The sequence below is a fragment of the Crocosphaera chwakensis CCY0110 genome (assembly GCF_000169335.1).
Taxonomy (GTDB): Bacteria; Cyanobacteriota; Cyanobacteriia; order Cyanobacteriales; family Microcystaceae; genus Crocosphaera; species Crocosphaera chwakensis.
This window is the reverse complement of sequence record NZ_AAXW01000063.1, coordinates 1-24,892: the sequence shown is the minus strand read 5'-3', so window position 1 is coordinate 24,892 and position 24,892 is coordinate 1. Positions and strand designations below refer to the sequence as shown.

Annotated in this window: 26 protein-coding genes and 1 pseudogene; 20 read left to right on the top strand and 7 right to left on the bottom strand. The window is 36.8% G+C overall.

Going from position 1 to position 24,892, the window contains the following annotated elements; all coding sequences use genetic code 11:
* The 9 genes and pseudogenes from CY0110_RS31155 to CY0110_RS23250 form a co-directional block, all read left to right on the top strand.
* Positions 1-3,404, top strand: a pseudogene (locus CY0110_RS31155) (hypothetical protein); the annotation flags it as partial.
* Between the two features lie 188 nt (positions 3,405-3,592).
* Entirely contained in the window at positions 3,593-4,462 is an 870-nt protein-coding gene (locus CY0110_RS31150; RefSeq protein WP_008278045.1) for a hypothetical protein, read from the top strand.
* Positions 4,417-4,836 (top strand): hypothetical protein, encoded by a 420-nt coding sequence (locus tag CY0110_RS31145; protein ID WP_008278044.1) that lies wholly within the window; start codon positions 4,417-4,419, stop codon positions 4,834-4,836. The genes CY0110_RS31150 and CY0110_RS31145 overlap by 46 nt, the downstream gene beginning before the upstream one ends.
* Before the next feature lie 50 nt (positions 4,837-4,886).
* Positions 4,887-5,135: a hypothetical protein gene (locus tag CY0110_RS23275; protein WP_008278043.1), complete on the top strand. Its 249-nt coding sequence runs from the start codon at positions 4,887-4,889 to the stop codon at positions 5,133-5,135.
* Entirely contained in the window at positions 5,132-5,596 is a 465-nt protein-coding gene (locus tag CY0110_RS31140; protein WP_008278042.1) for a type II toxin-antitoxin system VapC family toxin, read from the top strand. Before CY0110_RS23275 ends, CY0110_RS31140 begins: the two co-directional genes overlap by 4 nt.
* A 90-nt stretch (positions 5,597-5,686) precedes the next feature.
* Positions 5,687-6,097: a single-stranded DNA-binding protein gene (locus CY0110_RS23265; protein WP_008278041.1), complete on the top strand. Its 411-nt coding sequence runs from the start codon at positions 5,687-5,689 to the stop codon at positions 6,095-6,097.
* Positions 6,098-6,204: 107 nt separating this feature from the next.
* Positions 6,205-6,663, top strand: a complete 459-nt coding sequence (locus CY0110_RS23260) for a hypothetical protein (protein WP_008278040.1) — start codon at positions 6,205-6,207, stop codon at positions 6,661-6,663.
* Positions 6,664-6,777: 114 nt separating this feature from the next.
* A complete protein-coding gene (locus CY0110_RS23255) occupies positions 6,778-7,080 on the top strand; it encodes a hypothetical protein (RefSeq protein ID WP_008278039.1) in 303 nt (100 codons plus the stop codon).
* A 98-nt stretch (positions 7,081-7,178) separates the two neighbouring features.
* Positions 7,179-7,442, top strand: a complete 264-nt coding sequence (locus CY0110_RS23250) for a hypothetical protein (protein ID WP_008278038.1) — start codon at positions 7,179-7,181, stop codon at positions 7,440-7,442.
* Positions 7,443-7,488: 46 nt separating this feature from the next.
* On the opposite strand, the gene CY0110_RS23245 is transcribed toward CY0110_RS23250, so the two are convergent.
* The 6 genes from CY0110_RS23245 to CY0110_RS31485 all read right to left on the bottom strand — a co-directional run bounded on the left by CY0110_RS23245 (position 7,489) and on the right by CY0110_RS31485 (position 11,596).
* Positions 7,489-8,187: a hypothetical protein gene (locus CY0110_RS23245; protein ID WP_008278037.1), complete on the bottom strand. Its 699-nt coding sequence runs from the start codon at positions 8,185-8,187 to the stop codon at positions 7,489-7,491.
* Complete coding sequence (locus tag CY0110_RS23240; protein ID WP_008278036.1) at positions 8,184-8,927, bottom strand: DUF6753 family protein; 744 nt, start codon at positions 8,925-8,927, stop codon at positions 8,184-8,186. Before CY0110_RS23240 ends, CY0110_RS23245 begins: the two co-directional genes overlap by 4 nt.
* A gap of 63 nt (positions 8,928-8,990) precedes the next feature.
* Entirely contained in the window at positions 8,991-9,776 is a 786-nt protein-coding gene (locus CY0110_RS23235) for a P-loop NTPase family protein (protein WP_008278035.1), read from the bottom strand.
* A gap of 34 nt (positions 9,777-9,810) precedes the next feature.
* Positions 9,811-10,254 (bottom strand): hypothetical protein, encoded by a 444-nt coding sequence (locus CY0110_RS23230; protein WP_008278034.1) that lies wholly within the window; start codon positions 10,252-10,254, stop codon positions 9,811-9,813.
* A gap of 27 nt (positions 10,255-10,281) precedes the next feature.
* Complete coding sequence (locus CY0110_RS23225) at positions 10,282-11,382, bottom strand: ParM/StbA family protein (protein WP_008278033.1); 1,101 nt, start codon at positions 11,380-11,382, stop codon at positions 10,282-10,284.
* An 88-nt stretch (positions 11,383-11,470) separates the two neighbouring features.
* Complete coding sequence (locus CY0110_RS31485) at positions 11,471-11,596, bottom strand: hypothetical protein (RefSeq protein WP_008278032.1); 126 nt, start codon at positions 11,594-11,596, stop codon at positions 11,471-11,473.
* Positions 11,597-12,315: 719 nt separating this feature from the next.
* On the opposite strand from CY0110_RS31485, the gene CY0110_RS23220 reads away from it, so the two are divergent.
* Both CY0110_RS23220 and CY0110_RS23215 read left to right on the top strand, forming a co-directional pair.
* On the top strand, positions 12,316-12,633 hold the full coding sequence (locus tag CY0110_RS23220) for a plasmid mobilization protein (protein WP_008278031.1): 318 nt from the start codon (positions 12,316-12,318) through the stop codon (positions 12,631-12,633).
* A complete protein-coding gene (locus CY0110_RS23215) occupies positions 12,630-13,508 on the top strand; it encodes a relaxase/mobilization nuclease domain-containing protein (protein WP_008278030.1) in 879 nt (292 codons plus the stop codon). The genes CY0110_RS23220 and CY0110_RS23215 overlap by 4 nt, the downstream gene beginning before the upstream one ends.
* A 108-nt stretch (positions 13,509-13,616) precedes the next feature.
* On the opposite strand, the gene CY0110_RS23210 is transcribed toward CY0110_RS23215, so the two are convergent.
* Entirely contained in the window at positions 13,617-14,135 is a 519-nt protein-coding gene (locus CY0110_RS23210) for a hypothetical protein (RefSeq protein ID WP_008278029.1), read from the bottom strand.
* Positions 14,136-14,320: 185 nt separating this feature from the next.
* On the opposite strand from CY0110_RS23210, the gene CY0110_RS23205 reads away from it, so the two are divergent.
* The 9 genes from CY0110_RS23205 to CY0110_RS23165 all read left to right on the top strand — a co-directional run.
* The gene (locus CY0110_RS23205) at positions 14,321-14,965 is read left to right on the top strand and encodes a hypothetical protein (protein ID WP_008278028.1); all 645 of its coding nucleotides are present in this window, start codon (positions 14,321-14,323) and stop codon (positions 14,963-14,965) included.
* A complete protein-coding gene (locus CY0110_RS23200; protein WP_008278027.1) occupies positions 14,965-15,288 on the top strand; it encodes a hypothetical protein in 324 nt (107 codons plus the stop codon). The genes CY0110_RS23205 and CY0110_RS23200 overlap by 1 nt, the downstream gene beginning before the upstream one ends.
* On the top strand, positions 15,236-17,953 hold the full coding sequence (locus CY0110_RS23195; RefSeq protein WP_008278026.1) for a hypothetical protein: 2,718 nt from the start codon (positions 15,236-15,238) through the stop codon (positions 17,951-17,953). The genes CY0110_RS23200 and CY0110_RS23195 overlap by 53 nt, the downstream gene beginning before the upstream one ends.
* A 41-nt stretch (positions 17,954-17,994) precedes the next feature.
* Entirely contained in the window at positions 17,995-18,816 is an 822-nt protein-coding gene (locus tag CY0110_RS23190) for a hypothetical protein (RefSeq protein WP_008278025.1), read from the top strand.
* Entirely contained in the window at positions 18,816-19,943 is a 1,128-nt protein-coding gene (locus tag CY0110_RS23185) for a hypothetical protein (RefSeq protein WP_008278024.1), read from the top strand. Before CY0110_RS23190 ends, CY0110_RS23185 begins: the two co-directional genes overlap by 1 nt.
* Before the next feature lie 38 nt (positions 19,944-19,981).
* A complete protein-coding gene (locus CY0110_RS23180) occupies positions 19,982-20,788 on the top strand; it encodes a hypothetical protein (protein ID WP_008278023.1) in 807 nt (268 codons plus the stop codon).
* Position 20,789: 1 nt separating this feature from the next.
* On the top strand, positions 20,790-22,247 hold the full coding sequence (locus CY0110_RS23175) for a TrbI/VirB10 family protein (protein WP_008278022.1): 1,458 nt from the start codon (positions 20,790-20,792) through the stop codon (positions 22,245-22,247).
* The gene (locus tag CY0110_RS23170) at positions 22,231-22,932 is read left to right on the top strand and encodes a hypothetical protein (RefSeq protein WP_008278021.1); all 702 of its coding nucleotides are present in this window, start codon (positions 22,231-22,233) and stop codon (positions 22,930-22,932) included. The genes CY0110_RS23175 and CY0110_RS23170 overlap by 17 nt, the downstream gene beginning before the upstream one ends.
* Before the next feature lie 110 nt (positions 22,933-23,042).
* Positions 23,043-24,892: type IV secretory system conjugative DNA transfer family protein (locus CY0110_RS23165; protein ID WP_008278020.1), on the top strand; the 1,850-nt coding region annotated here is incomplete at its 3' end.

Here is a 24,892-nt window from a genome sequence, read left to right as displayed (position 1 = left end):
AGCATTTTGATACTAGAACAGGAGAATGGATTACTCTTCCTAATCCTAATAAAAATACCCAAAGAGAAAAACCTAATCTCATTCTAGACGAAACTTTAGATAATACGTTACTTGAATCATTTCTTAAAAAGGAATTTCCTGATAAAGATTACTCTAGTTGTTTATCCATTGGTCATTTGGATGAAGCTAGTGCGCCAGAGGACTTATATTCTAATCATCACCCTAATGGTGATGTTCTTTTACTATCCAATGGAAAGCGTCTTTTATATGGACCGGCAGAAATTAAAGAACAACTCATTAATAAGCTTAACCCTGATACCATGCACAACGGAGCTTATGGTTCGTTGTTCGTAGGTGAATGTAAAAATAGTCATCAAGGCGAAGTTACATTTTTAGTCGTTGATGATAGTAATGGAGATAATGGGGGTTATATTGATGATGAACAAGCTTGGAAATTAGTCGGAGATTGTCATGGTAAAGTTAATTCCAATTTCTCTGAACAATTATCTAACACCACCGATGAAGTTATACAGTTTCGTCTAGGAAATTTAACAGATGGACTATACGGAAAAGGAACTTTAGCCCCAAAAAACTTTAGTGACTACTTTAAGGATAAAGAAATCGGTGATAAAGTTTCATTTATTATCCCTACATCCTCATTCAAAGGGGCTGGAAAAGGAACAGTTGAACCTGGACTTTATACAAAAGAGATTTGGTTAGGAGAGAAAGAAAAAGCTCAAAAAGGAGAAATTGCTCTATCCCAACTTTTACCTTCTTATCCTAATGCTTTGAAAGATTTTATTCCTGAATTAAAAGAATATCTTCAAGAATTAACACAAACCATTCAAGACCCTAGATTACTAGCTGAACATTATTGTACCCAATATGAGAGACGAGAGCAAAAGAAAGATAAAAATTGGCAACCCCCTACCCCAACAGAAGCAGTTGAAAGATACCGTAACTATCAACAAAAAGGGTTTAAAAATACTACTGAAGACAATGACGAATTAGATTCAGGCTATGAAGACTTCATCTATTTAGCGTTCAAAGCTGACCCTGACCATCACCGATTATTGGAGTCGAAAAAGTTTTCTCAAGCCCTACAAGAATTTGTCAGAAAAGATTACCTTAATTCAGCCATTGGTAAAAATTTCAAATTTGATAGGGCAATGATTATTCCTTCAAAAGACCTCAAAACGGGAGAAATTTGTGTTCCTTGGCTCAAAGAAGGAGAACAAGTCCTCAACTTTAGATCGCCATTTCTTAATCATAATGGCATGATTCACAGTACCAATAAATATGTGGAGGATATGTATGCGGTTGATGGTAAAGAACTACAAGGGGTTATCATCGTCAATGACGAAGATTATAGTCGGATTGTTAATAGAACCCTAGCAGAAGCCAAAACCGCTAATCCTAACATTGAACTCCCAGACATCCCCGACAAACTGAATAAATTATCCGTTGATGATCGCATCGCCTTCACTGATCAACTCAACGCCTCTTTAGAACAAGCTGGTATAGAATTAAGAATCCCCTACGAATCGGACTGTGAACGAATGGCAGCCGACTTTGATGGGGACTGTATCGGAGTAGCAGAAGCGTCGAGGTTTCCTAATTTAACCCAGGACGCGATCGCTTTAACACAGCCCGAAAATCTTTATAAACCCACTCGAAAAGAGGATAAATTATCATTCCCTTCAGGAACTGATTTTGAAGTGATGGCTATACACATGGCTGATGGGATTAGTGTCGGTTCCATTAATAATAGTGTTACCACATTTGAAGCATTACTGTCAGAACAAGAAATTTATGAACAATATGGAACACCTACGATTAAACAAGAATTAGCCAACCAATTAATTAAAACAGCACAAAGAGGTTTAAAACAGGAGAAGAATAGTAAAAACCCAATAGCGATTCCTGAATCAGTTCGTCCACAATTTGAAAAAATAGCTAATTATAATCCAAATCAACCTCTAGGAAAAGAACAATTACAAGAGGTTTTTACGCTTCAAAGAGATATCTACAGAAGTATGGTAGAAGAAGGATGTTATCAAAACCAAATTGCTGTAGATTTATTCAAATCAGCCAGAGAACCTGACAAAGATTATATTAATAATTTAACTAAATTATTATATCGACCCGTTGATTATTTTAAACAGAAAAAAGATTACAATACTTATCGTAATGACATCTTAGAAACAAAAGGCTTTTCTCCGACTGAATTAACGGCTTCTCTAGTTAACGTTGAATTTAAGGAAAATCAACTAACCACTCAACCGCCAGAACAATTCAAAAATCTTTTTCCTAATAATTATACCTCTCAACAAATGCTAGAAGCTAAACAAATCAAAGCTAATTATGATACAGCCTATAATTTAGCTTCTGCTTATAATCGTAAACAAAAATTAGAAGATGATACTCATATTAAAGTCACTACCCAAAGTGGAAAAAATATCGAAATCGTTAATTACAAAAAATTTCTATCTCATAATGATGTTCGTCAACTCAGTCAACAACCTGTTAACTTAAGACTGATTAACAATACCAATCCTAGAACAAAGCATAATCATCAATTAATCGCTCAATATCAAAGTGAAGGACAATGGAAAAACTTAGGACTTGTTTGTGAGATAAAAAGAGAACAATACGGATTAAAAGCTGGTCAAACCAGTAGCGAATGCCAACTTAAAATAGCACAATCCCTTGGTAAAAAAGAGGTTCAGATCCTTTTTAATCAAGCTAAAGAAATAGCTCTTGATTGGCGTTCTCATCTAGAAGAAAATGTTAATACAGAAGAGTTATCCCAATATGCTAATGCGACTTGGCATTTATGTCATAATCATACTTTAGATACCACCAATAACTTTGTTTACGAAGCCTTTGGAGATAAAGTCCTTGAACAAATTTCTGACCCTAATTTACAGTTTTCTAACTTATTAGTCGGAAAACTTAGACAGCATAATGAAGTCCCCGAAACTCTCTGGAAGTCCCCAGAACTTATAGATTTTCAATTAATTGAAAAAGAAGGGGAAAAAGTCTGGCAAATTTTCAATCCAGAAGGTCAAAAATATCAATCTTTTGGAGTAGTATCTCAAAAAGATTATCAACTTCCGATAGGGACTAAAGTTAAAGGAAAAATTTACGGTGATTTATTTACTACTGCTCGTTTAGAAATTGATAATCCTCAGTTAAAGAACAGTGAAATTGTCATCGGTAATATGACTAAGTATCCCACCGTTGGTCATGAATTTAGAAATGAATCGGCTACTATTGTTTTGTCTCAAAATAATAACCCACCTCCTCAACCTATCATTACTGTTAATGGCAAAAAATTAGGTCAACTGGATAAGAATGCTGTTGCTTTATTTCAAGAACATAATCTTTTCAAAATGGTTTAACTTTTGAAGCGACTTTAAATAGTTATGGAGAAGGAAATGCGCGTCAAATTATAGCTACCACTGAACAAGGCACTTCTCTATCTATAGAAAAATCTAACTTTATTGGGGATAAAGAACTTAAAGAAACTCAATTTAATGGAGAGAACATTAAGTTAACTCTCTCCCTTGAAGTTCCTAAGAAAAAGGTAATGATGGCTAATATTAAACAAGCGGATGGCTCCTTATTACCTATTGGTGAATTTACTACTAACCAAAAAGCATCAAAAGAAGCTTTAACAAAAGCAGGGTTATTCAAAGAAGGAGCAACCTTTGAAGCTAATATTACTTCAAGAGTCACCGCAGCCCGAATAGAAATTGACCCCCAATCCATTCAATATCCTCCACGTGGGCAATGGCAAACATCTCAACCTGAAACAACCATCGCGAAACTGAACCCTACCACTGAAAAATTCATTGAAGCCATAACAACTCAACCGACTTTATTACATAAATTTGACCAAGAATGGCAACAACCTGACAACACTATAAAAACTTTACCAACATTGGGATTAAGTGTGGACCTTAATTTAGTCTCTACTACCAAGGATTTTTTTTCTCATCAAAATATTCCCTATACCTTAGTTAATCCTGACGATCCTAAAATTTCTTCTGAAACACAACGAAGTTATGGTGTGTTCTGGGTCTTAGAATCAGATGTTCCCAAACCGATACGTCAAGCAATGAAAGACAAGCTTAATCAAGTTTATGACGCTAACGTTTCAGAAACCCCTGTGAGTGCTTATCACGAAAAATTAGTTTCTATTCTTCCATTACCTAAAAAACAACAACAAGAACGTATTACTAATAGCCAAGAGGTATTTTCTGAAACAGTTAACTTGTCATCACCATCTTTAACCCCACCATTAATTAATAAATCACTTGCTCTTGCTTCAAACAAGCCAAAAGAAGTCAATCCACAATCAGTTAACCCATCAGAAAACCCTTTACCATCGTTACCTTTATCAGAGGATTTATGGCAGAAAACATTGCTTTACAACAGCAACGCACCGATAAAGTAGCTCCTGTAGTTATCGGACTACTCGAACTTAAACGTTTAACAAAAGATCCTGGTTTTAAGTATGACCAAAACTCTAATACTTTCAGTTACCAAGGACAAGAAAATACCATTATTTATGATGGAAAAAAACTACAATTAATTGATAACAAATCAAATCAACCTAAAATGATTGCTGAAAATCAGAATCCGACTGGAAATCCTCAGTGGTCTGCTATTAATTTACCTGTTAATTGTTCTGGTTTATCACAACAAGATGAAAATAAATTTGCTAATCCTGAGTTTGTTCACAAAGTCAAACAAGCTATTAAAGAAGCACGTCAACAAACTCAACAAAATTCATCAACAAATCAGAAAACTAAAGCTATTAGTCGATAATTGCTCTAAAATAAAAGTAGCTAACCCTAAGTTGTATAGGAGAAATAAATATGACACAACAGACTAATAGACCATCAGGGATTTTTGAACCCTACATGAAACATTATGGACGAACCCCAGAAGAACAACTCGAAAAAAATAAACCATTAATGGAAAAACTTAAAAAATGGATAGAAAAAAGCAAAGCAGAAGAAATCAGCGAGGAGGAAGCAAAAGCTAGAGAAGAATATTGGGAAGAATTTAAAAAAAATATCGATAGTTTTCGACCAGAAGGACATAAATTATATAGCGAAGAATGATTATTTTTATTGACACAGGAGTTTTAGGATTACTATCTTCTCCTAATAAGAGAAAAGAAGTTATTAAAAGTCAAGAGTGGCTTTATTTTTGGCTATCAAGAGGAGTCAATATCATCAGTTCCGATATTTGTGATTATGAAGTTAGACGGGGAACCTTACTAACAGCTAATTCTCAATTAAGAGAACAAGGAATCAAAAAACTTGATGGCTTACATGACTTAATTAATTTTCTTCCCGTGAGTCCAATTATCCTTAGACACTCCGCAGAATTATGGGCAGAAACTCGTCGTTCAGCACTACCTACGGCTAAACTTAATAACATTGATGCTGATGTCATTATTGGAGCAACTTGTCAACTAATTCAAGAAGAATATCCTGGTCAAAAATTAATAGTAGCTACCACCAATGTTAAACATTTAAGTCGTTTTATTGAAGCTGAACAATGGACTCAAATTAATTAACGCTCTCTACCTAAGTAATTGAAACCAAAAATAGCTAAAAAGAGCTTCGCTCAAAATTGATGAAAATTCCCAATTAAATAGGAGAAAATCATGGCTACCCTCAATTTAAACTACGTTAATTTAGTTGGTCGTGTTGGTCAAATTCCCGATGTCAAGGTTTTCGAGTCAGGCTCTGTATTGACTAAACTAAATTTAGCAGTTAGTCGTCGCAAAAAAGATGAAGATCCTGACTGGTTCTCATTAGAATTTTGGGGTAAACAAGCAGAAATCGCTGCTGATTATGTTCAAAAAGGTTCTCTAATTGGAATTGAAGGTGAACTAAAATTAGATGAGTGGAACGACAAAGCAACAGGTGTCTTACGGAGTAAACCTGTAATTCGCGTCAATCGTTTAGAATTGCTTGTTAGTGCTAACAATTCCAGTAATTCTAATAATAACCATTCTCAGCCTACATCATCCCAAACTGAGCCTCAAACTCAAAACCAAGACGATGAATTTTAGATAAAAAATAACCTCTAGATTAATAGTTTCTAGAGGTTATTTTTTTGATTAACTTAAATGTCCTTTGGACATAATTCATGACAAAACCATAGGAGTTAACATCAACAATGAACAATATCCAATTAAAAGTTAAATTAGATTCTCTCAACACTGAATATGTTGGACAAGAAGCCAAAATCGTTGTCTCTGGTAAAGCCAAATTCCAATTTTACGATAAAGGCAACACCCAGACTCGTTTAATTGCCTACAGAAGCTATGGACAAACAGCCCTAGCATTAAAAGAAGCTGGTGCTAATAGTGTTCATGCCGTTTCGGGGAGCTTGAATGTCTATCCTCCTAACGAACAGAATCCTAGTCACTTTATGTTGCTCACGATTAGTAATGCTTTACCTGTTCTTGTGACTAAAACACCAGTAGAGCAACCCCAACCTACTGAACAACTCCAACCTGTCGCACAACCATCATCTGCTGAACAACCCCAACCTGTAGAGCCATCTCAACCAGTAGATGACTCTCAACAAGTAGAGCAATCTAAAGACTCGAATGACGACTCCATCCCCTTTTAAATCAATCAAAATCTACAAATTTTAAGCCCTATTAATAATAGGGCTTTTTTTTTAGTTATTCTTTTTATATTTTAACCCTTTGGGTTAACTTAATCAATTTAATTGGAGAAAAAAATGACTCAACTTTTAGATAAAACTAATCCTGACAAAGTTCTTAATTTAGCACTTAAATCCCTTACTTTTTCTTTTGATGGTACTAGATTTGTCGGTAAAGTAGAACCTACTCCAATAATAGAATGGTTATTTACCGAATCTCCATTTATTGTTGCTCTTGATGATGACAAGGAATCAGGGCAAATTGAGATTCGTTTAGAAGGATCAAGTTATTTACTTATTTCTTGGGGATTTAATGTTGATGTTTTTGATGTAGATGACGGTCGTGAAACTGAAGCTTTTTATCATTATTGTCTTTCTTGACTTTTTATTTAATAACTTAGTTTTTTTCCTTAGTGATTCCTCATATTTTATTTGACCCTACGGGTTGATTAAGTGAACCTAATTAGAGAAAGAAAACAATGGAATTTAACACTGGAACCAACCCCGATCAACTTCTCAGTTCAGCTTTAGAATCCCTCACCTTCTCATTTCGTTATGGACGTTTAAGTGGACAAGCTGAACTTACACCACAATTAAAATGGTTGTTTACTGAATCACCATTAGTTGTTGAAACTGATGGTGAACAAGGAACAATCGAAGTTAATTGGGGCAATCAACTCACCATTTGCTACAAGTTTAAAGGCGACCGCAAAAAGCTTTTTGTTAGCTATTTTGTTGCTTAACTTTTATCCCAATGTGAGCCACCGCTCGCCTTTGGTTTTCTTTTTCTTATATTAAGTTTAACTTATCTTTCAAATAATCAAGGTTATTAACTAGAGATTCAAGGGAATTCACTGGTAAAATAACCCAATGAGTTTCTAATAGTTTCTCTCTTAAAATCTCTGATGAATTATTATCTAGAAAAAAAACGCCAATAAATACATTAGTTCTTTGAGAAATTAGGAGACATGGAATGTCTATCCAATCCTCGTCTTTTAACACTTTTATTTTAGGTAAGATTTGAAGAAAAGGATACTTTTTTTTTAGCCATCCTATTACTTTTTTGTCGAATGGGGTTAACTTATTTTCTTTAACTAATTTGGGGAGTTTTCCCGATAATAACTGTCTCAGTTTTCTATGTTGTTGACGTTCTAGTAATTTTAAAGCGGACTGATACTGTTGTTTCTTATATTGGTACAATCGATGCTCTGGTGAGTAGTAAACTGATTTGACCCACCACCATACTCCTATTACCCCTAACCCCATCATCAATAAACTTAATCCCACCACATACCAATTATTTAGGCCATCGCTTAATGAAACGATAATGGTTAATTGAAAAACAACCAAAGCGATCGCCCCCCAGATGAACCAGCTTAGTTTTGGCCATTTTGATTTAAAAGGAACGGGTTTAGAATATCGAGGTTGGCTAATCGCTTGCTGTTTGAGAAAGTCAATAATGATCGGAGGTAAATAAACTTGGCTCACTGCTGATATTTTCGTTCATTAGGCGGAACAACCCATAAAGCACAAATACCCGAAGTGGCTGTACGGGTTCCAAAGGTGAGTTTGACCCCTAATTGCTGCATATCGGCCATACAATTACCGCTTTGTAAATAAGGTTTGTTCCACTCCCAAAGGTTTTTAGCATATTTACCTTCTGCACTCTTTGCCCAGTCTAAAGTAGCAGCTTCAGAGACACTAAGAACTCGTCCTGATGAGGATAATTGATTGAGGGAGAAAGTTAAGGCCACCCCACTTAATAATCCTAGTCCGAACACAACCGCAAATAATGACAGCCCTGGAATTAATACTTTAGAAGGACGAGATAATTGTAAAGCTTCGGTTTTCGTGATTAATTCTTTTGTTGCCTTGGCAATTTCTGACTGGGTAAGATGAGTGGCATCACGGGCGATTTTCTCTTGCGTCTGCCGAGCTTCTTCTAACGACAGATGTAACGCTGAAGGAGCTTCTTCTAACATCACTTGTAAGGCACTGGTGGCAAAAAGCAACAGAAATAACGGATCATTGCTTGGAAGTCCATGTTTAACGACAATATTCAAGACTTTAGCTTTAAATATGTCATCTTTATCCCCAAGAAACTCAGATAACAATGATTCTGTATTTTTGATATCTTGTTGTTCTAGAGTCAAAGTATCAGAGGTTGAATTATTCGTTTCCTCTAATTTATCAACATTCTCATCTTTTTCTAAGTCTTGTCCAAACATAATTAAATAAGTTAATTTACTAATTTTTACCTAACTAATAATTAGTTAGTTGGGATTGAAAGCTTAATTTGTTTTCGCTTCGACTTTTGACTCAAAAATGTTATGGCTATCTATTTGTTCATGAACATTACGAAGGAATTGAATAACACGCTGTTTAGCAATGATATTTAAGACTTCTTTATTTTCTCTTTTTGATGCTGATAAGAGAGAAATTCTTTTCTCTTTTAAAAGTTTCTTCTCCTGACTAGATAAAAATAGTAAAGGCATTTTGATTGTCGCTGTTGTTTGAGATTTAACCGTTTTAGCAATAGAAGAATTATTAATATTTTCTATCGCTTGTTTTGAGAGTCCTTCATTAACGACTAATATAGTTTTGACTATATTACTATCTTTATAAGTCGATAAGAAATTAGATAATAGATTAATTGATTCTGGAGAACCATCGGTAATAAACCAGAAATAAATATCTACTTTTTCTTGTTCAGCTAACTCTAAAATCCCTCTAGCTAACCAAGCATCTACTATGACAGAAACTTGTGCTGGTAAATTAACAAGAACTAATTGTTCACAAGCGAGTGCAAATAAATTATCAGCTAAGAAAATATCTTCAGCTTCTTCTGAAAAGTAAATGCGATTTCCGTTACTTTTATTATTAGGCTGATATCCGCTTTTCCCTCCATTTAGATAAATACTAGGTTCGTAAATTTCCCCGACATCGGGAGAAGTTCTATCTGCATCAAATAGCTTATATTCTATCTTTTTTTCTTGACAATATTCTACCACAGTTTGTGCGGTGAGAGATTTGCCAACTCCTCCTTTTTCTCCTGTGAAAAAGTGTAATCCTTTCATGGGGTCTGCCTCCTTTATAGATTTATTTAATTAATTACAAAATTCCGGTTTCATCATAATCAAAACCGCTATAGATGTTCTCATCAGATTCATCTCTATCATCAGATTCATCTCTATCATCAAATTCATCAGATTGATTATGAGAAACCATAACCTCAGATCCCACAGTCATCTGAGGTCTTTCTAAGCTGAGAGCTTTCCCCACAATATTCCACAATAGTTCTTGTTGAGCATTTAATTTAGCTATGGCTTCCCAAAACATTTGCTCTAATGTCTCTGCCGAATAAGTGTCTACATTTAAACAAGCAATGGGCAACCAAAATGCTTTTGTTGCTTCTAACATGGATTCTCTGGGCATAATTCCTTGTTCCTTTTTTCTTTTTTTAAGTAATCCAATTAAGTGATAATCAGGGTGATTTTGAAGCGGTTTATAAGTAAGAGAAATCTGTTCTCTTTTCTTTTCTGTGTCTTCATTCATGTTTTTTCTCCTTTCATTTTCTTAGATTTAAGCAATTTTTCGTTTTTTTCGCTGATTTAATTGAAAATTCAGAAAATCCCAAAGACACCACACATCTCCAAAGCGATTTCCTAATCCCAAAGCTTGTACATCAGAAGGTAATTCTACCTGTGCATGAAGATACACCTTTTTATCAGAAAAATAGTCTAATAATTTAGCTTTAATTATGGGATCATCACTGGTTCCTCCTGCTAATATTACCTCTTCTAAATCTGAGGGTAAGACTTCATTTAACCAGTTAGATAATTCATATTCATAGCCTTCTTGACTAACTTGTGAAGCTTTCTTAATTTCTTCTAATTCTACTGATTTATTATCACTTAATAACAGTGAATGCAACGGCACTTCTGACCCCGTTTCCCGATATCTAACAATAGGTGGCGTTAACCTTTCTATGGTTTGTCCACTTAATTGTTTGACCATACTTTTCATTAAATAAGCAAATCCTAGTTCATTGGTTTGATACTCATTAATGATTCCTCTTCTAAATACCATTACTGAAGCATTACGATATCCTAGCATCACTACCCCTACTACAGAAGCATTGACCAATTTTTTCCCTTTTTTAGCTCGGTGCAACATATAAATTCCCGACCCTTCTGCTAAACAATTGAAATAATTTAGTTTTGGCATTAATTTTCCCGTTGGCGTATTAATTCCTTCACTAAATACCTGTTTGAGTTCAACTTTTAATTTCTCTCTATCCTTAATTTCTCCTGGTGGTAGAAGACAACTCAAATTAACCTTTACTTCATTTGACAATTTTAATTTCTCTTTTAAAACCCAGATGACTCCGAGAATCTTGGGAATAGCGGTGATGGATTTCAAAGCCGTTAGTTGTGGGTTACTTACTGTTAACACTTTGGCTAAATATCCCACTGCATAAATTTTGTCTTCTACTTCAATCCACACTTTATCTTCTAGGTTCGCATTCTCTAATCCCATTACATTATTCAAAATGCTCAAAGGCACTTCGGCTAATGATGGTTCCATTGTCAACACGAGTCTTTTTTTAAAACTTGTTCCTCCGATCACTTTCGTTTTTGAGCCTCCTAGATCGATTGATACATTTAAAATTTTTTCTGGCACTTTTTTTCTCCTTTTTTTCCTTGATTTTTTAGGGTTTTTCAGAGGGCTAAAATCTGGACACTTTTAGGACATTCATCGGTTTCTTGTCCTATTTCTGTCTTTTTTTACCCACTTTTTTCGGTTTTTTTCTATTTTTTTCATTAGACATTTTGTTTATATCATGTCCATTTTCCCCAAAAAACCCCTTTTCTCCCCCCCTTTTTTCGTCTTTCATTTATACTACTTTTATCCCCTTTTTACCGACCGCAAGCTATAGGTTTTGTCATGACAATTTTTGTATTATGGGTTTTCTTGATACCCTCAAATTCTCCTATTTTTACTATTTTCCTCTTTATATTTTCTTAAGGCTGGTTAAGGTAAGGTTAATGCTGTTTGAGAAACCTTCGGCTTCACACTGCTACTTATTATGCGGACGACTGATCCGATTTGTTGAACTCCATGACCAAAGATTAAAGTTAAGTTCAAATCATGTTGAAGGTGATCACTTTCTGGGAAACACTCAGATAGGACTTTGGTGAAATATTCATGCCATTTGCGATCGCCTTTAGATGGTAGACAGTAAATCCCTAGTATCGTCTTGTGATCGGGGAATCTCTTTCAAAGGGGGAAAAATCAGTGAAGCGATCGCCTACTTGGAACCGTTATAAACTCAGTAATCAAAGTCTTGCTTGATGAGAAAATATTTGCTAGAATAACGAGAAATTTGTACAGAACTGATGTTGTATCCCCCCATTTGATCAACAATGTACAAGTTAGAGAAATAATCCCCATTGAAAAAGTTGTTAGATAATTCTTAGTTGAGCGAGAAATTCCCCCCATAATCTTGATTAATAGAATTGTCTAAATAATTTTTTTTGGTTTTATCGGACAACTCTAACCGTTAATGGTAAACGGTTTTAATCAAAGTTTTTCAAATAATTAGGTGGTGGTCAAATGGAATTCAGCAAAAGAAGAGAGAAATGTGAGATCAGAGTTTCCGCCTCTGAAAAACAAAAAATACAGGAATTAGCGACTCATTTAGGTTTAAGTGTTTCTGCCATGATTCGACAAATACTAATTCAGAAACATTCTTTAATCAGTGAGCCAGAAGTTCGGACGATTCTTAGTGAAATTCGCAATAATTTATCAATAATTTCTAATAATTTGAATGAACTTAATTCTCCTGTTAATCCTCCCATTGTTGTCGAACTTCAAACTGATGTTCAGCAACTCAAGGAAACCATAGCCGAGATTAAAAAAAACAGAGCATGATTGGCAAAAATTTTAAAGGAAGTGACTTTAATCGTTGCCTCAACTATGTTTTAAGAAAAGAAGAGGCCAAAATTATAGGTGGGACAGTTACCTCAACTGAACCGAGTTCTTTGACCCGTGAGTTTCATTTTTATACTCAAATTAATGATCGAGTAAAAAATCCTTTGTTTCACGGTATTCTCTCTAATCCACAGTCTCTTGATGAAGAGACTTGGTGTCAAATTGCTCAAAAATACTTAAAATTAATGGGGTTCACTCAAAATCCTTATGTATTAGTGCGTCATAGAGATCGCCCTCATGATCACATACATATTATTGCTGGAAGGGTTAGAGCTAATGGTTCTTGTGTCTCGGATAGTTTTGATTATTATCGAAATAAACAAGCAGTCAGACAATTGGAGAAACAATTTAAACTGTCTACTCCTAAGTTTAAATATACAGAATCCATTCCTTCTGTTGAGGAATTACCATTAATTAACTACATTAAATCAACTGTTAATGAACTGTGCCAACAACCTAATTTGTCTTTACTAGAACTATTACGGTCTTTGAAAGCTTATGATATTAGGGTTTCTTTTCATAAGACTAAAAATAATAAAATTAGGGGGATTAGTTATCATCATGACAACAAAAGATTAACAGGGACACAATTAGGAAAAACTTATACTTGGCCAGGATTAGTTGAAAGACGAAATTTATGTTATGGTTCAGAACAACAATCGGCGTTAGAAGAACTAGCTTTATCAAGAGATGTCAAATTGTTGTTGAATGAGCAACAATCTTCAATAATAGATTTTATTGATGAATCAATTGAACAATCAACAGTTATAGTCAATTCAACTCAAAAAAGAATAAGTCGTTCTCGTCGCAGATAATTTAGAGCAACACAACAAAAAACCTCCCGTTAAATTCAATGTAACGAGAGGTTTTTTATTAATATAATATTTATCAATTAACAATGTACATTATTGAAATCTTTTATGTTAATCATCAATTTTAATAGGATTACAATCTTCTGGACTGAAAATGCTTCCACCACCGATCATTCCATCCATTTGGTCAATTTCAATAAAAGCCTCTCTAAATTTAGGTTCCATTACACTATTATTGACAAGTTTGGCTTGTACTTCTTTCCCTTCTCTGGGTAAACCGACTTGACTAATAGGATACCAAGCTTCTTGTTGAGGTGAATTATAAGGACCATAGCATCCTTGAGATTTAACATAAATTTGAATAGAATTTTTTTGTTGTAATTGCTTTATTTCAGAGACATTAACAACTTTAATCTCTTTAACTTCTCCCCAGTGTTTTTGTTCAGGAAATGTCTGACATTCGCCAAGAACAAAATAAACGTTGCAAAGTTCAAAACTAAAAGAAGACATTGGAGGGATAGAAGATGTTTCCTCCGTTTCGACTGGTTGAGGAGAATTTTCATTAGCTGTGATAGAAGTGCATCCTCCTAATAAACCTACTACCATCAATAACTTTAATAGTTTATTCATTATTTTTCTCATTATTTTTCTCAGATTTTATATCAAATTTACATGAACTCATTCACTGAATTCTTAAGAAAATCTAAAGAAACCTTTTTATTTACATTTCTTTACAAAAGAAGTGACTGAGGTTGGGTGACAGGCATTGAAAAACACGATATTTATAGAGTTAATATTCGTGTGAGGAAAAAAGCATGACAATGACTTTAACGCGACAACAGCCTTCTTTATGGAACAGATTACTTGATAAGCTCTCATTTTCTGGCTTACTTGCAATCAGTTCAGGTTCAATGTTTTTACACTTGTGGCAGACTTTTGTTACCAAAGGAAATTTAGAGTTAGTCGCGTTATTTGTTTATTCAACGTGGATGGCACTCATTGCACTTTGCACTTTTTTATATTGGCAAGAAACTCCCCACCGTCAATTAAATCGACTGCAAAATTGGCTATCAAAATATGGTTTAGCTCCTATTGCTTGGTTAGTAGGAACCGCTATTTTTCTTTTTGATAGTTATTCGCTTCCAGTAATGGCTCAAGCAGTCCCTGGTGGTGGTGGTGGTACCGGTCCAGCTGGTTCGGCTGCTGGTTTTTTCTTTACCAACATTCAAAATAAAGCAACTAACATTTTTTCTGGTAGTCCTCAAGCAACTACAATTAACCCAATTATTCGGTTTGGATTTGGGGTTCTGCAAATTTTATTTATTATGTTTATTGCTTGGCAAGTGGCTAAAGTAATTGGAGCGGCCAGAGAAGAAGAAGATTGGAAACAAGTAGCTAAAACGCCTTTAATTGTTGCTGCTGCTGTTATTGGTGGTGATTTTGCTATTGGATTAGTTTAATGGCAACTTATCGGAATTTGGATAAAACGCCTCGGATATTTTTTCTCCCTGGCGACCAAATTTTTCCCTGGATAATTATTAGTGCAGTCAGCTACTTTTTTGTTAGAAAAGTTTTTGGATTTTCTTGGGTTTGGGTAATCACTATTTCTGGTTGGGGGATCGGAACTTGGTGGGTCTTAACTTGGAAAGGAATGCACTATTTCTTTGGAAGATTAGTATCTTCTCCTCATTGGGTTAGAGCAATTGTTGAATATAAATCTGTGTTGAATCATGGTCAAAGTCGGAGTCAAAAAAGTCGTCGCTCCCGATGGCAAAAAGGTTAAATTAAAACCCTTTGAAGATAATTTTCATTTGCTTACTTATCTTCAGTATTTTGATGGGTTGCAAGAGTCAGGTGCTACTTTTTTGAAAAAGCACAGTTCGGAAAATTATCGACTCACTTTTGGGTTTCACTGTTTGGGTATCAGTCCCATTCTTTCGGAAGATGAACTATTTACTATTTTTGAGGGCTTGAAAGCTTTCAACGATCTTCCGATGGGAGAAACGTTAACCTTACATTTTGGCTCTTTTAATGATGACCAGCAACGACAAGTTGAGCTAAAACAACAGATGGATTCAGTTGAGTCTGATGAGTTGCGTTTGTTGTTGGGGGGAACCGCCAAACGCATCCATGAGTTAACTAAAGCTGGAGTCAGAAAAAATATCTTTCTCAATGTGTACGTCACTTATACCGTTAACCAGGGGGTCGAAGCAGGTAAGGGGGACTGGGCAGATCGTTGTTTAGCTGCTTTAGAAAAAGGTTGGTATCAAGCAACGGGGGCTTATGAAGAGGTCAAATCTCGCGCTATTGAACAAATCATTTTAGAAGGATACTTGCGTGGATTTACTCGTTGGCGACGTTGGTTATCTAATCAAATTGGTTTAAATATTACGCCAATGACCCTAGACGAAATCATTGAGGCTGATTATCGACGTTTCAATCGATTTCCTCGTTCTAGACCAATGCCTTACATTACTTGCGATGTTAAAGCCCAACAATTGAGTGAGAAGTCAACTACTTTAGATCCCAGGACTTTATTACTTGCTGAGGAAGTTCCGGATGGGCAACGCAGTTTCATCAAAAACAAGGGGGAATATACAGGGGTTTTGGTTTTGGCCGATAAACCTGATGTTCCTTCTGATGATCCTGGTTCATCTTTGTTTTACTTGCTAGATATCTTATCTAAGGAGTCCCTTTATAATTTTGAATTTTTTACTCAAATCAGACGAGGGAATAATAAACTCCTCAAAGATAAGATGAATTCTGTGACCAAACAGGCACAAAATGCGTCTAAAGAGGCAGCTAAGAGTGGCAATGTTGATGTGGGGGCATCTATTGCTGCCGAAGAAGCTGTCGAATCTCAAGCTACACTTTACCGACAAGCAGAGCCATTTCATACGGGGACGGTGGTTCTTCTCCATCGTCCCACTCAAAGGGGATTAGATCGTGCTTGTGCTGATTTTCGTTCTTATTTTCGTCGGGATGGGTGGATGGTCAGAGAAGAAGAATATGCTCATCGCATTTGGCTCGAAACCTTTCCTACTCTAATGTGGGAGAGTTTACTGGGCAAACCGTTTAACCGACATCGCACCTATGTCACTGAGGAATTACCTCGAATTTTACCGTTGGTCTTTAACCGTAGTCGTGCCAAAAAAGGCTTTGAGTTTATTGCCAGCGAGGGGGGAACGCCTATTTTCTTCGATCTTTATCAGCGTCCTATTCGTACAGGAATTTGTGCTGCTTCTGAATCGGGTAAAACCATGTTGCTCTCGGACATTCTCGTTCAAAGTTTGCCTTATAAGATGGCTTCAACGGTTTTAGAAGTTCCTCGCGCTGATGGCACTGGTAGCTTTGATGCTCTATGCGATTATCTCCCAGATCATTGTGCTTACGTCGATATCGGCAACTTTGATAAAGGGTTAAATATGTGCGAGCCTCCCGATTTACGGGGGTTTTCTGCCAAACAACAAACAGAGCGATTAGATGCGTTTAAAAAGGATTTAGTTGATCTTCTGTCCAATATGGTTTTAGGCTTTAAGCCTAATCCGGCACTCAATATTAACCCTGATTCTGTCCATTCTATTCTAGGTTTAGCCGTTAATGCTTTTTATGAGGATATCGAAATTCGACAACGGTTTGCTATGGCTTTCCAAAAGGGATTTGGTTCAATGGAATGGCGTAATATGCCTGTTTTTACCGACTTTATCCCCTTTTGTTCTCTAGAAAGACTGAGATTGCCTAATACTACCTCTGATATCCTCAAAACCTTAGATTACATTAAACTGCGGTTTAACTTCTGGAGGGAAAGTTCTCTAGGACAATTCCTGTCACGGGTTTCTTCTTTTCGCACTGATTCTCAAATTTTGATCTTGAGTTTGAGAGGACTCAATAATGAGACTGATTCTGCTTTATTAGGCTCTATTGCCTATAACAGTGCAGTTCGTCGCTCTCTCTCTTTTAGAGACAGCATCTTTATTGCTGATGAAGCCAACATCTTATTTGATTTTGACCCTTTAGCTATACAAGTGGGTCGCTTCTTTGCCAATGGTCGTAAATCTGGGATTCGGGTCATGATTGCCGGTCAAGGTCTGGGTTCGATTAGCAAGTGTGCTGCTGCTGACAAAATTTTCGACAACATGGATATCAAATTGACGGGGAGAATTTTTCCTCAGTCTATTGATAATTATGTTCAAGTTTTCAAATACCCCTATGAATTAATTGCTGAAAACGCTTCTGAACGGTATGGCATTAATAAATTTGAGCGATATTCTCAATGGTTATTTGACGATAAACGACTGATTCCTGTTCGTCATTATCCTGGCTCTGCTCTATTTTCTTTAATTGCTAATAATCCTTCTGAAACCGCTAAACGTCATCAATTTTGGCAGCAATATCAAGGGGATAAAGTTCGAGGTCTGTTTGAACTGACGAAGCAATTTGCTTCTTGATTTTAGCCTTTTTTACTATTTTTCATTGAGGAATTTAAACCATGAAAAAGAACAAAAACACTAAAAGAATTTTTATTTTAGGAAGTAGTTTAGTCATTGTTACTGCTACGGCTTTACCCGGTTCGGCTAGTTTTCTTTTAAGTTCGTTGCCTCTTTCTTTATTAAATGGTTCTTTACCTACTTCTTTGTTAGGAGGAGGATTTCCCACTTCTTTATTAGGAGAATATTTACCCATTTCTTTTTTACCTTCATCTTTTTCTTCTATTAATGTTTTAACTAATCAAATCTCAGGGTTACAATCTCAACTCCATAGCTTTTTCAATGACTTTGGTAATTCTATGAAAACATGGGATTCTCAACTTCAAGGACAAGCTCTTTCTGTAACTTTGGGTTCATTAGGGTTGCCTGATCTCAATAATTTTGAATTAAACCTTGAGAATATCTTTAGCAATAATGGAGAATACCTCACCCTTGATGAAGCTCAGCATACTGGGGTTCGTCAAGCGACTCGCTCTCATGCAGGACAAACGTTAAGCAGTTCTGGACAACAAGCCGTTATTGACCGTCAAACTCAGATCCAAGAAGGAGTACGCGAAATTGACAATCAGGCGATCGCTGCTCGATACACTAACAATGAACGTAATATTCTTAAGCGCATTGCCATTCAGAACGCTCAGCAGGGAATGTTGTTAGGGACGGTTGGCTCTGAAATTACCCAATTAAACGTTAAACAAGATTTAGCCAATTACAACCTTGCCAATATTTCTGAAGCTATTGATAGCCAGAACTTAGCTCGTCAAAGTGATCTCGAAGGATCTTCTTTGAGTGTATTGCAAACGTCTTCAATGTTGAGGATGGACTGATGTGGGTACTAGCTAATGTTCAACAAGCACAAACAATCCTACAAGGAAGTAATACTGCTCAACAGGCTGTTTCTCAATCGATGAATCAGTTGTGGAATGATACTCTCAATTCTTCAATGTATCAGGCGATCGCAGAAATTGGTGTTGTGTTTTTTACTGGTACTTTTGCCATCTTCTTGTATTACTGGGTTAAGGGGTTATTAGAAGATGGAAATAATTTTGCTCCTTGGGAGCAATGGATTCTTTTAGCTGTGGCTATCGCTTTGTTAGCCAACCAAGGGTCATTCATGCGAGATTTGACTTTTTCGATGCGAGATTTGATGAATGCTACTTCTCAACAAGTTTTACAATCTTCTCTTAGTGGAAATAACTTAATTAGCGCATTTAACCAAATCTCAAGCGGAACAGGAGTGCAATCTTGGTACAACCAACAGGTTCAAACTTGTCAAGCCATTCCCGATCCCGTTCAACAACAAAAATGTGTCGATGATGCCAGAGTTATGGCTCAACAATTTGCTCAACAACAAGGAAGTGGCAATCTTCTTAATCAATCAGGCTTTTTGTCGGGATTTGGTTCAGCGATTGAAACGGCTCTGGTGGGATTCCTTCTAGCTTTAGGAGTAGCTGTGCAGTGGCTGGTTGAAATTTGTTGGATACTGACGGCTTTTGCTGGGCCGATTGCCGTTGGTGGGACTTTATTACCGGTTAAACAAAAGTCCTTATTTGCTTGGCTGATTGCTTTTTACTCTATCGGATTGTATCAGTTGTTTTTTAACATTCTTGTCGGCATGGTGGCAATGGTCATGATGAGATCCAGTTTAAATAATTTAGTCTTTGCTGTTTCGGTTGGTTTATTATCTCCTATTTTGGCTTTAGTCTTAGCTGCAGGTGGTGGACTAGCGACCCTGACCAGTTTAGCTTCTATCGGTGGTGCTGTTGCAGGTGCTGTTGCGTCTGGGGGAGCCTCTCTTGCTTTAGGTGGTGCAACGATGGCAGGACGGATGGCCGCTCATCCTGCTATGCGTCGTATGGGATCAGCTTATCAAAATAATGTTCCCTCTTCTGTTCGTAAGCGTATTCGAGGTCGAGTTCAAGATGCTACCACACCCGTTTTTTCTAAGAAATAATCGCCTTTCCTATCTATAATCTGCTTTTCGACAATCTTATGAGTTTATTAAACAAGGCTAAATTACGAGGCACATCCGATTCTGTTTCAGTTAAAGATGCTTATGGCAAACTGGTTCTCATTTGCCTGGGAGGAACGGCATTGATGTTAGTGTTCCAATTGGGGTTAATCATTGGCATTTTTCAAGTGGGCAATAAACCTCCCCCTACATTAGTCCAATTAGCTAATGGAGATTCTATTGGGGTCACTCCTATTGATTCAGCCGAACGCACTGACGAGTCTATTTTGACGTTTTTAAACGACATTTTTTCTTTGACTTTCACTTGGGCTGGAACGATGCAAGATCCCAATCAACCTGGACAAATTATTGTAGATCCTGGGGTTGATGTTAGTGATGAAAATGGTCAACGAATTGGTAAAGTTCCGACAACGGTTTGGTCTGCCAGTTTGGCCATGGAACTTAATTTCCGTCAAGAATTTTTACGTCAAATTGCTGAATTAGTCCCTCAGTCAGTTTTTACTCAAAAAACAAATGTAGCTTTTGTTCCTGTTTCCTTTTCTCCTCCTGAACAAGTCTCTGAGGGTCGCTGGAAAGTTCGTTTAGTTTCCAATCTTTTGTTTCTCAAAGATTTAGGTACAGTAGCCGAAGTCGTTCCTTACAATGTTGACATTTATGTTCGGTCTGTTGTTCCTCCTAACTCTCAATTAATTAATAATTTAAGCCAACCTTCTGACCATAAAGACCCGAAAAATTTTCCGACTTTAGCTCAACAAGTAGCCGAAATTCGTCAAGCTGCTTTAGAAATTGATTCTATTATTCCCTACCGTCGTGAGGATTTAAACTAACATGAATTCTTCTCAAAATTATTCAACTGAAGACATTTATAATTTACTTGAGTTAAGTAATACTCAACTTGATTCAACTCAAGTGCCTAATCCCGAAGCTAGTTTAACCAATATTTTAACTGAGGAAATGGCTGATGATTCATCTCAAGAAAATCAGAAAAAGCCTAAATCTTTTGCTAAAAATCCTTACGCTAAGTTAGGTTTAATTACTTTAGTGGTTGGAGCTTTTGCTGTTTTCTTAGGACTTCTTTTTTCTCAAGGTAATTCAATTTATTCGTCGTTTTCTAATAACTCAACTTCAACCAGTAATTCTCCTGAATCACAACAGACCGAAAACGCTTTAGAACAACCAGATAGTTTAGAAGAACGAAATGCTAAATTATCAGGAGAATTAGCTTTAGCTGACCAGAATGACCAAATCAAAGCCATTAAAGATCAGTTAGACAATGGGCAAGACGTTCCCACTGTGACGGTGGAAAAACCAGAAGTTTCAACCACTCCTACCCCCACTGTTGTTAGGACTCGAGTTCCCCCTACTCCAGTCCGTCAAGCTCAACCTGCTCGGTCTGTCTCACGAGTGGTTTCTCATTCTCGTCCTGTTTCTCAGACAAGACCAACATCACCGCAACCGCAACCTTCAACTTCTACTCAACAAACAGATCCGATTCAACAATGGCAACAATTAGCCCAATTAGGCAGTTATGGTAGTGGTCAACAAGTTAATCAAAGGCTGAGTATGAAAAAGGATGCTAATCACGAAATTCAAGAACTGGATACTCCCGAAACCACTTTAGTTGCTCAATCAATAGGACTATCTTTACCCCTCGGACAAAAAGTATCAGGGGTTCTCAGCACACCTATTGCTGTCCCTGTGGACCAAAGAAATACTACTAATTTTGCTTTCATGGTGACGTTAAGTGAACCTCTTACAAGCCATCAAAATGAAACAGTCTTAAAACAAGGTTCTACGGTTATTTTTGCCGTTGATTCGGTTCAAAGTGGCATTATCAGTAGTCGCCCCGTTGCTGTCATTAGTGATGGACAAGAATATCCCCTTCAAGGAGAATCCCTGCAAATTCGTTTAAGTAATGGGAGTCCTCTCATTGCCAAATTAAAAGATAACTACTCAGGGAATATTGCTCGACGAGATGGGGCTACTTTTCTTATGGGAGCGTTATCTCAAGTCGGTGAATTAGCTAACCGTGCCTCTTCTACTTCTACTTTTAGCGGTTTGGGTGGTGTGTCTTCTACTTCTACTTACAATGAACCCAATTATGTCGGAGCCATTTTGGAAGGAGGGTTAACCCCTATCAGTGAACAATGGCAACAACGTAATCAACAAGCTATTAGCGAAATGCAAAATCTTTCTCGTCTTTGGTGGCTTGATGCCGGCATTGAAGTTCAAATTTGGGTCACTCGTTCTGTTGAGTTAGGAGAGGTTCATGCTCAAAACCCTTAATTGTTTAATGCTACTGGGAGCTTTGACTTTCCCTTCTGCTAATTTAGCTATTGCCACTGAACCTCCTTTATTAAGGGTGGTCAAAACGGCTACTCAGGGACAGTCTAATCAAATGCACCCTATTAACATTGGTTTGGCTAACGGTTATGGTGTTACCCTTTCTTTTTTACCCTCTGAGCAAGTAATCACCAAAGCTTGGTTAGATAATCCCAACTTTGTCACCATCGATGGAGATGGATGTTTGCAAGGTCTTCCTGGTTCAGTTAATTGCGATGGCCCCGGTGCTAAAGTTCTGCATCTCAAACGCATTAATGACCTCAAAATTTCTGGTTTACCAGCCACTAATACCAGTTTGTTAACAGTTATTACCACTGGACCGGATGGGGGTGGCATTTACTTGTATCGAATTCATAAAGCAACTAAACCCAATTCCTTAATCTTTGAGATGGTTCCCCCGACTCCTGAACCGACTCCTGTTTCTTCTCCTTTAATTACTCAATTAGAACGGGGTCTTCAAATTGCTTCAACTCAGAAAAATATTGAAAATTGGGATAATTTAAAGCCTAAACTGCGTCGGGTCGTTATTTCTCTTCAACAAGGTAAAAATTTAAGTGAATCTCTTAATGATTCTCAAGTTTCTTGGGAAGAGGTTGGTCAAATTTTAGAATTAGGAGAAGAAAAATGATTGATAAGCGAGTTCAAAAAATTGTTAAATCACGTCTTTTCTTGTTCTTAACAGGATGGGGATGGTTTTGGGTCTTAACTTGGTGCATTCTTGTGATGAGGTCTTAAGTTATGCCCAAAACTGTTATTGAAGTTCCCTCAACTCCAACATTGGCTTTTACCAATAACAATCAAAATTACTCAAATCAATTAATTGACGCTTTATCTAATCCCACGGCCTTAACCTTAATTGGCGTTTTCGGGTTGTACGGATTTTTAAGTGTCATTGGGAACGACTCTAAAAAAGGGAAACTTTCTACTGCTTATTGGGGTGGAGCCAACGAAAAGAAGAAGGCAGCCCAAAAAGCCCTTTCTCAAATCAAGGCTCCTACTCGCAACAGTGCTTCTTTATATATCGGTACTCCCGACTCCGTACTCCTCAAACTTCAAGAACAATGGTTATCATCTGGACTGAGATTTAATCAACAACGAAAAGTGGCCTCTGCTCCGATTTATATCCCTGATATCCAACGAGGGGTGTTGGTGTCCGGGGCTGCTGGAACCGGTAAAACTTTCAGTGTCATTGACCCTTGTATTCGGGCTGCTTTAGACCAAGGGTTTCCTACGTTACTCTACGATTTTAAATTCCCGACCCAAAGTAGTCGGGTAATTGCCTATGCCCTTAAACGAGGCTACAAAGTTCGTTTCTTTACCCCAAATTTCCCTTTTTCCGATGTTTGCAACCTTCTCGATTTTTTAGAAAATGAAGAGGATGCGGTGGCTGCCGGTCAGTTAGCTGAGGTTATTGCTAAAAACATCGACTTAAATGCCAATGCTTCATCGGATAAGTTCTTCGAGGATGCCGGGGCCACTCTCGTACAGGGTATCTTCTTATTAGCTAAAGCTGTTGCAGCCAAATGTGGTAAACAATATGCTGACCTGATGACCTGTGCGGCCATTTTATCTTTACCGGAACTGGGTAAACGTCTGGGTTATTCGAGAGAACAACAACAGTTTCCCGTCTGGACAATGCGCCCCTTAGCACAATTAATTTCGGTGGCTTCCGCTCCTGAAACAGAAAGCTCTATCATTGGTACAGCACAACGTACCTTTGAAAAATTCCTCAAAAAAGACTTTATTGGGGCTTTTAGTGATGATTCTACTATTCCTTTGGATTTAGATGGCAAAACCCTTCTTGTTTGTGGTTTAGACCGTAATAACCGTGACATTGTTGGTCCCTTAATGGCTGCGGTTATTCACATGATTGTCTCACGGAATGTTTCTCGTTCTACCCCACGACCTCATCCTTTGTGTGTCTTTCTTGATGAGTTACCTACCCTGTATTTACCACAATTATATGAGTGGTTAACTCAAAACCGTGAAGATGGTTTTTGTGGCATTGTTGGTTTCCAAAATTTAGCTCAACTTGAGAAAGTTTATGGTAAAGAAGTGGCTAAAATTATCATTGGTAACTGCGCTACTAAATTTATCTTTAACCCTCAAGAAGTTGAGTCGGCTGAATATTTTTCTAAAGCGATTGGGGAGTTTGACATTCTTTATTCGACTAAATCTCGTTCTCATAATTCTGGGAAACAGAGTAGTGGTTCTCGTTCCCGTTCTGAAAATCGCCAAAAACGTAGTTTATTTGAAGTTTCTCAGTTTATGAAGTTGGGTAAAGGTCAAGCCGTTATTATTAACCCCAATTATCAACGAGGAGATGAAGAATATATCCCTATTAAACAGAAAATCAAAGTTCCCAAACATGACCTTGATGAAATGAAATGGTCAGAAAAACAATGGCCTAAATTATGGAAGTATTTTTCTGAGCAAAACCATCAAACTGTTGATGATGAAAAACGTCGAAAACAATTTGAAGAACGTTATGAATTAGTCAATCGTCTTTTCCCTTTACCTCCTTCTGATAACCAAAATACTCAGTCTTCATCTAATCCTAATCAACCTTCACCTAACGATTCTGCTCC